Here is a 15824-nt window from a genome sequence, read left to right on the forward strand (position 1 = left end):
AATGTTCGAAAACAATGTAGCAGGCATATCAACCCTCCTTGTTTGGTGGCCAGTTATTGGTATTGATTTTCGAAGTCCATTTGAGGAACTCGGCTAAATCATCTAACTGTGCATCGGTTAAGTTGAACTGCGGCATTTGTCGACGGCCAGGAATGTTGGTGGGTTGTGCCTTCATCCACGCAGGTAAGAAGAATTTGAAACCTTCCTCACCACCACGACGGACAAACACGTTACCCAGCTCAGGTGCAAAGTAAGCACCTTCACCCAGCAAGCTGTGACAGCCAATGCAGTTATTCTCTTCCCAGACGAGCTTTCCACGAACCACTGACTCAGTCAGTAAATGGCTATTGGTGCGCTCTGGAACGGTTCTTTCTGTATGGTAAGTGAGTGCAAGAAAAACCAAGACGAAGAACAAACTTCCTCCATAGTAGATATTTCTCGCCATACCTTTTGTGAAAGTTTCAGACATGACGCCTCCTAATGAGTTATGCACGCCCATCATAGAAACAGTTGGTAACAAAGCCTCTTGATAGTAATCAAGTATTCTTAAGTAGGCCTCTCAGGTATTCCCAAGGCGATTGAAAAAGCCTCGTTGGCGACACCCGCTCATACCCGATAAAGCATTTCTATTATCTTTTTTGTATCAAAATGCGAACATATATTAGTAATTACTGTCTATACTGGTACGTAAGAATTGCTACTACTAACTGTGTGGAATTCTAAGGCGTTTTGAAGAAACATAGGTTTTTTTTGGGAGCCTGCTGCTAAACGACTTTTAGCGACAGCTGTCAATTAAATGGATTTTTTAAGTGCTCGAAAATACATAAGTCCAATGGAGCTAGACACTATGCAAACAAAAACTTTTTTTAAAAACCCTAAATCCCTACTCGTTATTTTAGCTGCAAGTAGTGTATTGACCCTAGCTGGGTGTGCTGGCAATCCGCCAACAGCACAACTCGCGGTGGCGACTCAGGCACTGAATGCCGCAGAGACTGCCGGAGCGACTGAGTTTGCACCCGTAGAAATGCAATCTGCACGTAAGAAGTTAAAAGACGCAGAAAAAGCAGAATTTGAAAAAGATTATAAACAAGCCCAATCTCTCGCAGAGCAAGCCGAATGGGACGCCCGTGTTGCTGAGCGTAAAGCTCAAGCAGAAAAGGTTCAGCGTTCAGTAGACGATGCGAAACGCGGCGTAGAAGAATTACGTAATGAAAGTTTACGTGGCAAGTAACTTACTCAGTCAATTGCTCGCTAACTTTATAGAATTTAAGGATATACCCTATGCGTAAATTATTCGTTGTTCCTAGCCTACTTGTCTTGAGCCTCGGCCTAACCGCCTGTGCCAACCAACCTAATACTGCTTTAGAGCAAGCACGGGTCAATGTAACGCAGTTACAAAACAGCCCAGAAGCATTGAAACTTGCGCCTTTAGAAACTAAAGATGCTGTTAAAATGCTTGATCAAGCAGACAAAGCTTACCGTGATGGCAAAAAAGAAGATAACGTTAATCAACTGGCGTATCTCACCTCTCAGCGCGCTGAGTTAGCCAAACAAACTATTGCTTTGAAAAACGGTGAAGCAGCGTTAAAAAACAAAGCCGGTGAACGTGCACAAGCTATTTTAGATGCACGCGAAGCGGAAATCCAAAAACTACAAGCTAAGCTCAGTGACTTAGATGCTAAACAAACTGATCGTGGCTCTCTTGTGACCTTTGGCGATGTGCTATTCGACTTAAATAAAGCCGATTTGAAGCCAGCAGCACAAAATAACATTCGTAAACTGGCTGAGTTTTTACGTGAAAATCCAACGCGTAAAGTCTTAATCGAAGGTTTCACCGATAGTACAGGTAGCGCCGCCTATAATTTGCAGCTGTCTGATCTACGTGCACAGTCTGTTAAGCGTGCTTTAGTGAAAGAAGGTGTCGACTTTAACAGCATCAACACTATTGGCTTCGGTAAAGAATACCCTGTCGCCGATAACGACACTCCAGCATCACGCTCAATGAACCGTCGTGTTGAAGTCACCATCTCACATGATGACAAAGCCGTTGCGCCACGTCGCTAAGCGTTAAAATGCTTAATAAAAAACCCAGCTGATAAGGCTGGGTTTTTTATTATTATCGATAAAGCATAACTCTAGTAATTAAAACGTGGGGACAACCGCACCTTTATACTTTTCATTGATAAAGGCTTTAGCCTCATCGCTGTGCAACGCTTTAACTAATTTCTGCACGGCTTCAGCGTTTTTATTGTCTTCGCGTGTCACCAAAATATTCACATAAGGTGAATCAGCACCTTCAATCACTAAAGCATCTTTATTGGGGTTTAGACCCGCTTCAAGTGCGTAGTTGGTATTGATCAACGCTAAGTCAACTTGATCAAGTACACGCGGTAAAGTCGCTGCTTCCAGCTCACGCACTTTGATCTTTTTAGGGTTCTCAGCGATATCCCGTGGCGTTGCGGTAATTCCTGCTTCTGGCTTAAGTTTAATCACGCCTGCAGTTTGTAGCAGCAATAAAGCACGACCACCGTTAGTGGCATCGTTAGGAATCACCACGTTAGCGCCCATTTTCAGCTCATCCAGCTGTTTGATTTTGCTGGAATACGCACCAAAAGGCTCAATATGTACACCAGCGACACTGACTAGAGTCGTGCTTTTGGTTTTATTAAACTCATCAAGGTACGGCTGGTGCTGGAAGAAGTTAGCATCTAAACGACCTTCCGCGACTTGTACGTTAGGCTGCACGTAATCAGTAAATACTTTGACATCCAGCTCCACACCTTGCTCGGCTAAAGATGGCTTTAAAAATTCTAAAATTTCTGCGTGCGGTACCGGTGTTGCGGCAACGGTTAAAGACTCTGCCTGCACAGAAAATACGCTTAAGGCGGCTAAAGCTAATAATGTTTTTTTCATAAAATACTCCAATTGCATTGATCATCAGCTATAAGTAGCTGTTTTTATAGTTACTTTCGAGAAAACCGTAACACAAGACGGTCACCGACACTCTGCAAAACCTGCACCAGCAATAACAGTAAAACTACCGTTACCACCATCACATCAGTTTGAAAGCGCTGGTAACCAAAGCGAATCGCTAAATCCCCTAAACCACCGGCACCGACGACACCCGCCATCGCGGTATAAGACACCAGTGTAATCGCAGTTACCGTAGTTGCCGCAATAATGCCTGGGCGCGCCTCAGGCAATAGGGCATTAAAAATAATCTGCCGCGTACTGGCGCCCATGGCTTGCGTGGCTTCAATGATGCCGCGGTCCACTTCACGTAAAGCAGTTTCCACCAGGCGCGCAAAAAATGGCGTGGTGCCCACGACCAACGGTGGAATCGCCCCAGCCACGCCCAGCGAGGTGCCGGTCATTACGACAGTGATCGGAATCATCACAATCAATAGAATAATAAATGGCAAAGAACGCAGCACATTCACTACAAATGACAGCATGGCGTACAAAGCGCGGTGCTCAAACATTTGCCGCGGACCGACGAGAAATAATAAAACCCCAACCGGTAAGCCTAAAATAACGGTGAATAACAGTGAGCCGCCCAGCATCAGTAAGGTATCTAATGTGGCTTGCCAAATTTCATACCAATCAATATTAATCAGTAGTTCACTCATGGACGTAATACCTCGACATGCACACCGGCAGCACGCAGTTGTTGTTCGGCTAACAGCTCTTTGCCGCCAGTTAGGGCTAAGGTGAGCTGACCACAGGCCTGATCTTTAATCCGCCCGATACGTCCAGCTAAAATACTGTAATCAACCCCGGTATCACGGGCCACTTGCCCTAATAAAGGGGCGTAAGTGGCTTCTCCAACAAACGTTAGGCGGACAATACGACCACTGATTTGCTGATAATTCTCATCTATCGATAGATCCGAGTCTTGCTCTGTTTCCTGAACAAAACGCTGCGTAGTCGGGTGCTGTGGATGCAAAAATACATCGCTCACCGATCCTTGCTCGACAATCACACCGGCGTCCATGACCCCAACTCGATCGCAGACACGACGAATCACATCCATTTCATGGGTAATCAGTACAATCGTCAGGCCCAACTCACGATTGATCTCAGCCAGCAGTTGTAATACTTGCCCAGTGGTTTGTGGATCGAGCGCGCTGGTTGCTTCATCGCACAAGAGAATTTTCGGATCAGTGGCCAAGGCGCGGGCAATACCAACTCGCTGCTTTTGGCCGCCGGACAGTTGCGCGGGGTATTTATCAGCATGCTCACTTAAACCAACGCGCGCCAGTAATTCAATCACACGTTGCTTAATTTGCGCTTTGCTAAGTTCACCAGCCAGCTTTAACGGCATGGCAACATTATTCGCCACGGTTTTTGAAGCGAGCAAATTAAAGTGCTGAAAAATCATTCCGACGCGCTGACGAAAACGACGCAAACCTTGCGCATCTAAAGCAGTAACATCAACACCATCCACGACAATACGTCCACCGCTAGGTTCTTCTAAGCGGTTGATCAAACGTAATAGCGTGCTTTTACCAGCGCCAGAGTGGCCAATCAGACCAAAAATCTCACCCGGCTGCACCTGTAAGTTAGTGGGTTGTAAAGCGACAATATTTTGCCCGTTTACTGCATAAGCTTTATGCACATCGTGGAATTCAATCACGGGTTAACCTTGTTAGGGCGATGCCGAAGACTAGTGTGCCCAGCATCGCTTAGCATGAAAAGTTATTTTAAATTCTATCAATAAAATATTTTACAATGATTTATTGGGTGTAATCACCAACTGCGCGGGCTGATCGCTACGAATCACTTCCTGCAAACGTGGTTTAAAGTTGGCATCAAGCTTTTTAACCCGAGCCGATAGCAATGCCGCGACCCAATGAAAATCACGAGTATCAGCTACTTCGATGGTCACTACAGCACGAAACTTGACCACATCAGCGGCAACTTCATCCAGTAAACGTCCCAACTGATGGTCATTACGACTGTTTAGCATGGGCATTGGCACAACGGTATAGGGCGCATCAACATCGAGGATACGCGCCTTCAGCTTGCTACGGGTTGGAGGCAATGACGGAGTTTGCTCTACAAGCTCCGGTAGCTCAATGCTTGGTGCAGGGATAGAGACAGGCTCAGTCGGGACTGGCACTTTTTTCGCGACCGGCTTCTTGGGCGGCGGCACAGGGCGCGGTGCCACCGGTGCGACAGGTTCGACCACTGGCGTTTGCATTGTCGCCAAAGCAGCACTCAAGCCCTCTGTCAAAGCTGGGGCTTGCGGTAATAAACGCTTCGCTTTAATCAAAGCGGCACTGGCCGTATCGACATCAGCGTCTTTAAGCGCCTGTTCGCCACGTGCCAACCAAGCACTAGCGAGCTGCTGTTGTAAGGCGGCAAGACCTTGTTCATCTGGGTGTTGATGACGCAGAGATTCAAGTTGCTGGCCAGCTAAATCCAATTCTTTGCTCGCCAGATACGACTCAAATAACTGCTCAGCCACAGCAAACTGATCAATCGCGGGCTCATTGATCGGCGCAACAGCGCTCTGGCACGCAGTTAACACAAAAATCAAACTACACGCCAGTACACTGCGCGCTATAAAATGTGACATGCAATATATCCCCCTGCCTACAAAACAGCTGGCAGTCTACACTGCTCTGTAATGATGCAGAAGGTACAGCACACTCAACACAAACAAAGCTCAACAAGCTTAGACTGTGCTGAGCCTGATGTTGAGGGGGTTACTCAGCCTTTGCTGACTGTAATTGCTGGCCGCCCGTCCAAATACGGTAGCGCACTTCAAGATTTTTTGGTGCGTAGACTACGATGGGTAATTTACTGTTGTAACGTAGGGTAAAGCTATCACCTTGTGCGGCAACAAAGTCTTCTTTTTCAGTGCCTTCAGGACACGCCATCAGTGTGCTAACAGGTCCATTTACATTTTCTACTTCATAGTAGGTGTAGCCCCAACCGGGCAAGTCTTTAATGGTTAAAGTCGCAACTAAACCGCGAGTATTACAATCGGTGAGCATCACTTGACCGGGCAGTAACTCAACTTTAAATAAATCTTCATTCTCTTTTTCGTCAAGCCAAATCACGTGGCGTGTTTGCCCTTCTTGGGCAGCAGGATAAGGTGCAACATCTTTTAGCTCAGGAATTAAATCAACGTGTTTATTGGGCCCGACTGCACACGCAGCCGTAGCGCTAGACAGCGCTGCGATAAGCGTCATGGTAAGTACCTTATTCATCCTACAGAATCCTTAAATCATCTATTTTGTTAATTAATGAGACCGCGCCTGACCGTGACAGTTCAAGCATAGGTCATGGTTAGCGACGGCGCGGCACGATAAAACTGGTTAAAAATAACGCTGCTGCACAGACCACAATTGAGGGTCCAGCTGGCGTATCGTAGTGCCATGACAGCGTCAAACCGGCACAAACAGCACACATCCCAATCAGTGTTGCGCCTATCGCCATTTGCTCAGGACTGCGCGCATGCCGTTGTGCTGCGGCGGCAGGAATAATTAGCAAGGAGGTAATTAATAGTACGCCAACAATTTTCATCGCGACAGCAATCACCAATGCCATCAATACCATCAATACCAAACGTAGCTTAGCCACCGGCAAGCCTTCGACCTGTGCCAGCTCTTCATGCACGGTAATCGCCAGTAGCGGTCGCCATAGGGCAATAATACAAAGCAAAACCACAACACTACCAACGCCGATCCAGACTAAATCAAGGGCGCTAACGGCTAGCAAATCACCAAATAAATAGCCCATCAAGTCAACACGTACTGACTCCATAAAACTTAAAGTCACCAAGCCTAACGATAAGGTACTGTGCGCTAGAATCCCTAAGATGGTGTCTGAGGCTAATGGTTGACGGCGCTGCAGAGCCACTAAAACAAAGGCTAGCAACAAACAACCGACAATCACCGCCAGCGCCAGATTAATATCAAACAACAAGCCTAGCGCCACACCAAACAGCGCCGAGTGGGCCAAGGTATCGCCAAAATAAGCCATGCGTCGCCACACCACAAACGCACCTAACGGTCCAGCGACAAGCGCTAAAAATAATCCTGCGCATAATGCATATAAAAGAAAATCAGGCATGTGTACAGTCCGGCCCATGTTGGTGAGATTTTGGTGTGAGTACACAGCCATGTAAATCATGCTTATGATCGTGATCATGGTGATAAACGGCGAGATCACTGGCCGCACGCGAGCCAAATAACTCGACAAAGGCAGGATCGCTGCTGACTTGCTCTGGTAGACCTGAGCAACACACGTGACGGTTTAAGCAAATCACTCGATCGGTGGCACGCATCACCAAATGCAAATCATGCGAAATCATCAGCACACCACAGCCATAGCGATCACGCAGCTGACCAATCAAATGGTACAGCTCAAGCTGCCCATTGACATCGACACCTTGTACCGGCTCATCCAGCACCAGCAACTGCGGTTTACGCAATAAAGCACGCGCCAGCAGCACCCGTTGCAACTCACCACCGGAAATACGCTGCAAGGGACTGTTTAACACTTTCGCTGCACCCACTTCAGTCAATGCCGAAATGACGTCATCACGACTGACGCCCGGTACTAAACGTAAAAAACGCAGTACCGATAGAGGTAAGGTTGAGTGCACTTCAAGCTTTTGCGGCATGTAACCAATACGCAAGTTAGGCGCTCGCCACACGCTCCCCGAATCAGACTCAAGCAAACCGAGGAGTACGCGTACCAATGAAGTTTTACCTGAGCCATTGGGCCCCACGATAGTAACAATCTCACCCGCCGCCAGCTCAAGACTGACGTCGATTAAAACGCTCTGCTCAGATAGTGATAAATTTAAATGCTCGGCACGCAGTAATACTGACGGCTTCATACGGCCGCTCGACAGGCAGCACAGGTACCGAGAATTTCGACCATCTGTGTTTCTACAGCAAAGCCCATTTGCTCAGCTTCGGCTGCAATAGCAGTATCAATCGTAGAATGCTGAGCCAGCTCATAGGCGTTATTGCAGTGTTTGCAGATCATAAAATAGCCTTCATGAGGTACTTCAGGGTGGCTGCAGCCAATATAAGCATTAAGTGAGGCCAAACGATGAATCAAGCCGTTCTCTAATAAAAAATCTAAACCACGATAGACAGTTGGCGGCGCGGCGCGGCGGCCATCTTCACGACTCAACATATCTAATATGTCGTAAGCACCCAGTGGCTTGTGACTTTGCCAAACCAACTCTAAAACGCGCTTACGCAAAGGCGTTAAGCGGACACCACGTTGCGTACACAGCGCTTCTGCAGACTCGAGTGCTTGGCTGATGCAGTGTTTATGATGATCATGTGAGTGGCACAGCGTTGATGTTTTTAACATAACAGCAGCATCCTTCTTGAAGAGACGTTATTATATTACCCTTTACTAATGGAGTGTACTGCAGTGTTTCGTTTCTTGCTGATCGGCTGTTTATCTTTATGGGGCATCAGTGCTCAGGCGCAAGTGCAGATTTTAACCAGTATTAAACCCTTACAGCTGATTGCTGCGGCCATTCAAGATGGTCAGGGCAAACCGCAAGTACTACTACCGCCTGGCGCCTCACCGCATTATTTTGTGCTGCGCCCTTCCGATGCCAAGCGTTTAGATAAAGCAGACTTATTTTACTGGATTGGTCCCGATCTTGAGAACTTTTTACCGCGTCTACTCAAGCAACGCAGCCAGTTAAGCGTCGCGGTACAAAGCTTACCAGAGTTACATCTGCAATATTTCGGCGACGATCACCAGCATGCCGATGCACATGCAGACCCGCATGAACACGACGTTATTGCGCATGATCACGCCCACCAACCCGGCACAGTTGACACCCACCTGTGGTTATTGCCACATAATGCAGCGGTGATCGCGCAGCGCATCAGCGCTGATTTAAGCGAACGTGACCCAGCCCATGCCAAACTATATGCAGCCAATCTACATGCTTTTACTCAGCGTTTAGAGCACCTCGATCAACAGCTAAAAGCTCAGCTAGAGCCTCTGCAGGATAAATCATTCTTCGTCTTTCATGAGGCATTCAACTACTTTGAGCACGCTTATGGTTTACAGCATGCGGGCGTGTTTGCCTTATCCGGCGAGCTGCAACCTGGGGCAAAGCATGTGCATCAAATGCGCACCCGTTTACAGCAAGCAGGCCCCAGCTGTGTGTTTAGCGAACCACCGATCCAGCCTCGTCTTGCCCATACCTTGGCTGATGGCTTACCGGTGACCTTAGCTGAACTGGATGCCTTAGGTGCAACCGTCGCCGTCTCTTCTAAAGGTTATGAGCAACTACTGGAAAACTTGGCCCTGCAATTTTCTGCTTGTTTATCAGCCTTATAAAAACCGAATAGCCCACCCGCAATAACTTAAAAACTCAGCAGGCATGCCTTAGGGCGCTCACGCCTGCTGAGTTTGCCAGTCGATAAATCCTCATCGTTGCAGCCTGGGGCCATCACCGGGCAACCGTCCTAAGCTTTATCCGGCAAATTGTGGCAACTGCGCTTTGAATCACGCTATGATAATGGCCATTAGCCACAACCGATTAAACATAGCGACTGACAGTCCAACGTGCTTGTCATCCTCAGCGAGGATCAATCTAGCAGCATCTACTGTCATACCTGCCAAGCCATTGCGGTAAAGGAGCACTATGCTTTCTAAGGAAAAGATCAACGCGCTGATCGCCAGTATTGATTTGAACCATCAAGCACTGCGCGAACGCGAACACCTGCTAGGCTGGCAGGCTGATGACCCGCTGCACTTGAGCGAGGCTGCACACACCATACAGCAAGCACAATCGGACTTTATTCAGCAGTTAGATGCCCACTTTGCCTCATTCCCCGAAGCAGTACAGCAGCTCAAAACTGTTGCTAATACTGAGAGTTTGCAACTCAAGCAAGCCTGGGATAATCAGCAATTATGGCAAAATATCCATAACGACGACTATATACGCCAACAATTACAAGTCGGACTCGAATATCAGTCAGCTGATTTAACACCGCTCTGGTATCTGAGTACTCAGCGTCTTTATTTAGATACGATGCTTAAAGCATTGTGTAGCGAACCGCGTCAAATACAGCAATTTTCTAGTCTGATTAAAGCTGTATTTTTGGATATGTCCTTAGTGCTTGAAGGCTATTGTGCGGCACACAAACAACAACTAAAAGAAAACCAAGCTCGTTTTGAGCGCACGATGTATGGCGCTAACGACGGTTTATGGGAGTGGGATATTGCGAATGACCAACTGCTCTTATCCAGCCGTTGGCTTGAAATGTTGGAGCTGAGCGCGGAGGAATTCGGTTCGCATAATAGTGGCAACTGGTTCGCTCGGATGCATCCCGAAGACCTACCACTCGTACGTAAAGCCTTGGGTAAGCATTTAAGCGGACACAGTAAATTTTTAGATTGTGAGTATCGCATCCGTAAAAAGAACGGCGACTATATTTGGGTTTTATTACGTGGTTTTGCTAATAAAACCCAAATGGGCCGACAGCTACTCTCAGGCTCGCAAGCGGATATTCATGAGCGCAAAGAACAGCAACAGAATATGACCTATGCGGCCTTTCATGATCCTCTAACAGGCTTAGCCAATCGTCGTCGCTTGGATCAACTGCTGCAAGACTCCATGCAACGTACTCAGCAAGCAGGGACGCGGGAAACGGCTCTATTATTTATTGATTTAGATAATTTTAAGCAGGTTAATGACAATTACGGTCATAAGTCCGGCGATTACTTACTGATCGAGATCGCGAATCGCTTACAAAAATGTTTACGCCCGGGTGACCATATCGCTCGTTTTGGTGGTGATGAGTTCGTGGTGTTATTAGATGATCTAGCCTGTTTAAAGGACGCTGAACATGTCGCACAACGCATGCTCGACAGTTTATCCTCAGCGCTGCGTATTAATGGTTATATTCTCTCAGTCAGTGCCAGTATAGGTATTACCGTGTTGCCACATGACACGCCCGCCAGCGAGCTATTGCAAGCCGCCGATTTGGCGTTATATCAAGCGAAAATGGCAGGTAAAGCACAGTTCGCGCACTACACTCAAGACATGCAAGCAGCCGCACAAGCCCTACAAAGCAAACAAGCAGCATTGACACAAGGGCTATCGAATCAGCAGTTTGAAGTGCTTTATCAACCCATTTACAACCTCTCTCAAGACTCCGAACAGAACTCTAGCAGCATTTATGCCGTTGAGGCGTTATTGCGCTGGCATCATGATGGTCACTGTTACAGGCCACAAAACTTTCTTGACCTCCTCGAGCAATCTGATGAAATTCTTGCCGTTGGCGCATGGGTCTTAAAATCAGCCTGCGCTGCCGTGCGTCAGTGGCAGCAAAGCTTCATGCCGCAATTGCACTGTTCAGTGAACCTTTCCTATAAGCAGTTACGCAGCGCTCACCTCGTTTCTTTAGTTAAAACCGCACTTGAATCCAGCGGTTTAGCCGCCTCTTATCTGATTATCGAAATCGCTGAAAATCATTTAAAACCTGAATGTTCACAGTCGTTAGCTAATTTGCGCGAGCTCAGCATGATGGGGATACAAATTGCTCTGGATAATTTTGGTATGGGCCATGCTCCCCTCGGCTATCTGAAGCGCTTCCCTCTGGACATCATTAAAGTGGATAAAAGCTTAATCAGCCACTCTTTAAAAGACAGTTTAAACAAAGATATTGGCCAAGCGATTATCAGCTTAGGACATAGTCTCAATCTAAAAGTGATTGCTGAAGGTATTGAGTCTCCTTACCAATTATCGTTTGTTAAAGGCCGGCAATGCGAGTTTGCACAAGGCTATTTACTCAGCGATCCATTAAGCGCAGAGCAGTTTACGACACTAATAAGTAGCCGCTCGTAGAAAGTATAAAGCAGCAAAATTAAATCAGGCGGTTATACTGCGCAGTGTTGTTAAAACGTTACTGATGAACGAGGTTTTCTTTTGGCCCTCCCTGCCCAACGTCGCTGGTATCCCATTGCCTTATTTTTTGCCGCGCTAGTCTGTTTACCGATCAGCGTTTTATTATTGAGTTGGCACTCTGTCGATACGCAGATCTGGAGTCATTTGTGGGAAACACAAATGGTACGCCTGATCTCTAATACAGCGATACTGATCGGTGGTGTTGGCGTAGGTGTCATCCTCTTAGGTGTCAGTTTAGCGTGGTTAACCAGTCTCTGTGAGTTTCCCGGGCGGCGCTGGCTAGACTGGGCTTTAATGCTACCTTTCGCGATTCCTGCTTATGTGCTGGCTTTTGTTTTTGTCGGCTTATTGGATTTTTCTGGCCCGGTGCAAACCTTACTCCGAGAGTGGCTGGGCAGTGGAATACAGTTCCCTAGGGTGCGCTCCACTGGCGGTGTAATTATTGTTTTCACTTTAGTCTTTTACCCATACGTCTATCTGCTGGCTCGCACGGCATTTTTAGCACAAGGCAAAGGTTTTATGGAAGCAGCGCGGGTCTTGGGTTTAACCCCTTGGCAAGCTTTTTGGCGAGTGGCGTTACCCGTTGCACGGCCTGCTATTGGTGCCGGTGTCGCCCTGGCATTGATGGAGTCTTTGGCAGATTTCGGTGCCGTATCGGTATTTAACTTCGATACCTTTACCACTGCCATTTATAAAACTTGGTACGGTTTTTTTAGTTTATCCAGTGCCACACAGTTGGCCAGCTTGCTGTTGTTGTTTGTTGCTGTCTTACTGTTTGCTGAGCAACGCGCACGCGGTGCGATACGTCCCAGCAATGAGCGCCCACGCGGTAAAGCCTTGTATACATTGAAGGGCTGGAAAGCGGTGTTGGCATCAAGTTGGTGCGGTTTAGTCTTTCTCTGCGCTTTCGTCATCCCAGTTTTACAATTACTGGCATGGTTTTGGCAACGTGGCCGTTTTGATTTAGATGAGCGCTATACCGCGTTGATTACTCACACTCTCTATTTAGGTTTAATGGCCGCAGCATTGACCGTTTCAGCCGCTTTATTACTGGCATTTGCTAAACGTATGACGGCAACACGCCGTATGCACGCACTGGTTGGTTTTGCTAATTTAGGCTATGCCCTACCCGGCTCGGTGTTGGCCGTTGCGCTGATGCTCGCCTTCAGTTATTTAGATGAGCACGCGATCATTCCTTTATCCACATGGCTCGGTGGCGCAGGACGGCCGATTTTGTTGGGCAGTTTAAGTGCATTGTTACTCACTTATGTTATTCGCTTTATGGCGGTGGCTCACGGCCCACTCGAAGGAGCCTTAGCTCGAATTAAACCGTCCTTACCAGAAGCCTCACGCAGTTTAGGTGTCAGTGGCGTGCCTCTCTTTCGCCGCGTATATTTACCTTTATTGTTACCCGGCAGTTTATCGGCGGCCTTATTAGTATTTGTCGATGTACTTAAGGAAATGCCCGCCACTTTGCTGATGCGCCCTTTTGGCTGGGATACCTTATCCGTACGTATTTTTGAAATGACCAGCGAAGGTGAATGGGCACGAGCGTCCTTACCTGCGCTCACTTTAGTGCTAGTAGGTCTGTTACCAGTGATTCTGTTGATTCGTCGCTCAGCGTATCGTCCAGGGCACTAATACAGTAACTGGCAATACGGTCTATACTTACAATCATCGGTGCAGCGCGTCTCTAAGCTCGCTACACTATGTACCGATTGAATTACCCACAGGTACAAACACTGCGTTTGGCCGGTTAGGAGATCCCATGGGATTGCGTACCCCTCTGTATGATATGCACCTGGCCCTCGGTGCAAAAATGGTTGATTTTAATGGCTGGGATATGCCGTTACATTACGGCTCGCAAGTGGAAGAACATCACCACGTACGCAAAGAATGCGGCGTGTTTGATATTTCCCATATGAGTATTTTTGATATTCAAGGCACACAAACCCAAGCATTTTTGCAGCATCTACTCAGTAATGATGTGGCTCTTTTAGACGCTATCGGTCGCGCACAGCATAGCCTTCTGCTTAATGAGCAAGGTGGTATTATTGATGATGCAATGGTGTTTCGTACTGACAGCGGTTATCGCCTCGTCAGCAATGCGCTAACCCGTGAGCGGGTGCAATTGTGGCTCGAGCAGCATGCAAAAAACTTTGCTTGCTCTGTACGGTGGCGTAACGATTTATGCCTATTTTCCATTCAAGGCCCGCTCGCACGTCAACGCCTTGCCAGTATTTTAAGCTCATCACGCGCCAACCTGATTCAAACCTTAGAGCATCATGATGCAGTAATAGACGGTGACTGGCTGATTTCCTGCACCGGCTATACCGGTGAGGATGGCATCGAAATTATGCTACCCGCCAAGCAAGCGATCGACTTTATCAATGAATTAGTCGGCGCAGGTATTGCACCGATTGGTATCGGTGCCCGTGACACCTTGCGTTTAGAGGCGGGTTTTAACTTATATGGCTTTGACACCAATGAACAGGTCTCTCCGCTGACTGCCAATATGGGCGAGCTGATTTGCTGGCACCCTGAATCCCGTGATTTTATTGGTCGTAATGCTTTACAGGTACAGCGTGATAACGGTATCACTGAAAAACTAGTCGGTTTAGTTCTTGAGGAGCGCGGGGTATTACGTGCGGGTCAGCCAGTACGTATTAATGACCAAATTACCGGTGTGATTACCAGCGGCAGTTTTTCACCAACCCTAGGTAAAGCTATCGCTTTGGCGCGAGTACCGATGGACACTGGTGATCGTGGCGAAGTAGAAATTCGCCACAAATGGTTCCCGGTGCGGATTGTTAAGCCGCGCTTTGTTCGTGATGGAAAGATTCTTATTTGATCTTGTGCGCAGAGCGCCAATAGCCTATAAATCACTGTATCAAGCGCTGTTTTAAGCTCAACTATGCTTAAGCTTATGCTGACAAGCTAACTGTCCAACAGCGCATAGACTTATAAAAACCGCATTGCACCTGTTAAGGAAATAAAAACTATGAGCACAATCCCTGCAGACTTACGTTATGCCAGTACTCACGAATGGGCACGTCTAGAGACGGATGGCACAGTTACCGTCGGTATTACCGATCACGCCCAAGAAGCGCTCGGTGACATCGTATTTCTAGAGTTGCCCGCACTGGATAGCAACCTGAGCGCAGGCCAGCCTATTGGTGTGGTCGAATCCGTTAAGGCTGCGTCAGATATTCATGCGCCAATCAGCGGCACCGTGATTGCTGTCAATGACGGCTTAACTGAAGTACCAGAAGGCGTTAATACGCATCCGTACCAAAGCTGGTTTTACCGTTTACAACCGAGCAACCCTAGCGAGTTGCAACAGTTGTTAGATGCTGACGGCTATCAGGCCATTTGCTAAGCATTGCTCTACGTGCGCTGCCACACCTCAAAAGTATAACCCGGCTGTTGATCTTGAGCTGGATGCGCTTGTGCATCTGTCTGGCGCCATTGCTGTGCATCCAGCACGGGGAAAAACGTATCCCCTTCGAGTTCAAGGTCAATACGGGTTAAATAGACCCGTTGCGCCAATTTTAGCGCTTGCTGGTAAAGCTGTCCGCCGCCAATCACCATCACTTCGTCAACACCCTGCTCGGCGGCCCACTCTTGACCACGCTGGATAGCGGCCTCAAGGTCGGCAAAGACGTCTGCCCCCGTCAGCTCAACATCGGCCTGGCGACTGATCACTATATTTAAACGTCCTGGCAGCGGCCGGCCCAGTGACTCCCAGGTTTTGCGCCCCATAATAATGGGCTTACCTAGGGTCTGTTGTTTGAAATAGCGTAAATCAGCAGGTAAATGCCATGGCATTTGATTGTCGCGACCAATCACTTGATTGCGCGTTGCCGCGACAATCAAACTTACTGGCAATGAATCTTGCATACAGATGGTTCCT

The 15824-nt window shown here is 47.7% G+C and carries 17 protein-coding genes; 7 read left to right on the plus strand and 10 right to left on the minus strand.

Features of this window, described 5'->3' with window-relative positions:
- Positions 1–28: 28 nt before the first annotated feature.
- The gene (locus JYJ62_RS09795; protein WP_205342024.1) at positions 29–469 is read right to left on the minus strand and encodes a c-type cytochrome; all 441 of its coding nucleotides are present in this window, start codon (positions 467–469) and stop codon (positions 29–31) included.
- 363 nt (positions 470–832) lie between these two features.
- On the opposite strand from JYJ62_RS09795, the gene JYJ62_RS09800 reads away from it, so the two are divergent.
- Complete coding sequence (locus JYJ62_RS09800; protein ID WP_205342091.1) at positions 833–1231, plus strand: DUF4398 domain-containing protein; 399 nt, start codon at positions 833–835, stop codon at positions 1229–1231.
- 50 nt (positions 1232–1281) lie between these two features.
- On the plus strand, positions 1282–2064 hold the full coding sequence (locus tag JYJ62_RS09805) for an OmpA family protein (protein ID WP_205342025.1): 783 nt from the start codon (positions 1282–1284) through the stop codon (positions 2062–2064).
- Positions 2065–2142: 78 nt separating this feature from the next.
- Here JYJ62_RS09805 and JYJ62_RS09810 read toward each other — a convergent pair whose 3' ends face one another.
- The 8 genes from JYJ62_RS09810 to JYJ62_RS09845 form a co-directional block, all read right to left on the minus strand.
- A complete protein-coding gene (locus tag JYJ62_RS09810) occupies positions 2143–2913 on the minus strand; it encodes a MetQ/NlpA family ABC transporter substrate-binding protein (RefSeq protein ID WP_205342026.1) in 771 nt (256 codons plus the stop codon).
- A gap of 50 nt (positions 2914–2963) precedes the next feature.
- A complete protein-coding gene (locus JYJ62_RS09815; RefSeq protein WP_205342027.1) occupies positions 2964–3629 on the minus strand; it encodes a methionine ABC transporter permease in 666 nt (221 codons plus the stop codon).
- On the minus strand, positions 3626–4636 hold the full coding sequence (locus JYJ62_RS09820) for a methionine ABC transporter ATP-binding protein (RefSeq protein ID WP_205342028.1): 1011 nt from the start codon (positions 4634–4636) through the stop codon (positions 3626–3628). The genes JYJ62_RS09815 and JYJ62_RS09820 overlap by 4 nt, the downstream gene beginning before the upstream one ends.
- Before the next feature lie 90 nt (positions 4637–4726).
- Positions 4727–5581, minus strand: coding sequence for a hypothetical protein (locus tag JYJ62_RS09825; protein ID WP_205342029.1), 855 nt, complete (start codon positions 5579–5581; stop codon positions 4727–4729).
- A gap of 130 nt (positions 5582–5711) precedes the next feature.
- The gene (eco, locus tag JYJ62_RS09830; protein ID WP_232365757.1) at positions 5712–6218 is read right to left on the minus strand and encodes a serine protease inhibitor ecotin; all 507 of its coding nucleotides are present in this window, start codon (positions 6216–6218) and stop codon (positions 5712–5714) included.
- A 79-nt stretch (positions 6219–6297) separates the two neighbouring features.
- Complete coding sequence (znuB, locus tag JYJ62_RS09835; protein WP_205342030.1) at positions 6298–7083, minus strand: zinc ABC transporter permease subunit ZnuB; 786 nt, start codon at positions 7081–7083, stop codon at positions 6298–6300.
- Entirely contained in the window at positions 7076–7855 is a 780-nt protein-coding gene (gene znuC, locus JYJ62_RS09840) for a zinc ABC transporter ATP-binding protein ZnuC (protein WP_205342031.1), read from the minus strand. The genes znuB and znuC overlap by 8 nt, the downstream gene beginning before the upstream one ends.
- Positions 7852–8343: a transcriptional repressor gene (locus tag JYJ62_RS09845; protein ID WP_205342032.1), complete on the minus strand. Its 492-nt coding sequence runs from the start codon at positions 8341–8343 to the stop codon at positions 7852–7854. Before JYJ62_RS09845 ends, znuC begins: the two co-directional genes overlap by 4 nt.
- Before the next feature lie 48 nt (positions 8344–8391).
- Between JYJ62_RS09845 and znuA the strand changes: the two genes are divergently transcribed.
- From znuA to gcvH, 5 genes are all read left to right on the plus strand, one after another.
- A complete protein-coding gene (znuA, locus tag JYJ62_RS09850) occupies positions 8392–9336 on the plus strand; it encodes a zinc ABC transporter substrate-binding protein ZnuA (protein ID WP_205342033.1) in 945 nt (314 codons plus the stop codon).
- Positions 9337–9643: 307 nt separating this feature from the next.
- Complete coding sequence (locus JYJ62_RS09855; protein ID WP_205342034.1) at positions 9644–11851, plus strand: EAL domain-containing protein; 2208 nt, start codon at positions 9644–9646, stop codon at positions 11849–11851.
- 81 nt (positions 11852–11932) lie between these two features.
- Positions 11933–13552, plus strand: coding sequence for an ABC transporter permease (locus JYJ62_RS09860; protein WP_205342035.1), 1620 nt, complete (start codon positions 11933–11935; stop codon positions 13550–13552).
- A 127-nt stretch (positions 13553–13679) separates the two neighbouring features.
- A complete protein-coding gene (gene gcvT / locus JYJ62_RS09865; RefSeq protein ID WP_205342036.1) occupies positions 13680–14762 on the plus strand; it encodes a glycine cleavage system aminomethyltransferase GcvT in 1083 nt (360 codons plus the stop codon).
- Between the two features lie 150 nt (positions 14763–14912).
- Positions 14913–15290 carry a glycine cleavage system protein GcvH gene (gcvH, locus tag JYJ62_RS09870; RefSeq protein WP_205342037.1) on the plus strand — a complete coding sequence of 126 codons (378 nt, stop codon included), beginning with the start codon at positions 14913–14915 and terminating at the stop codon, positions 15288–15290.
- An 8-nt stretch (positions 15291–15298) separates the two neighbouring features.
- Here the strand turns inward: gcvH and folA are convergent, their stop codons facing one another.
- Positions 15299–15811 carry a type 3 dihydrofolate reductase gene (gene folA, locus JYJ62_RS09875; RefSeq protein ID WP_205342038.1) on the minus strand — a complete coding sequence of 171 codons (513 nt, stop codon included), beginning with the start codon at positions 15809–15811 and terminating at the stop codon, positions 15299–15301.
- Positions 15812–15824 lie beyond the last annotated feature (13 nt).

It is taken from the genome of Denitrificimonas caeni (assembly GCF_905120345.1).
GTDB lineage: Bacteria > Pseudomonadota > Gammaproteobacteria > Pseudomonadales > Pseudomonadaceae > Denitrificimonas > Denitrificimonas caeni_A.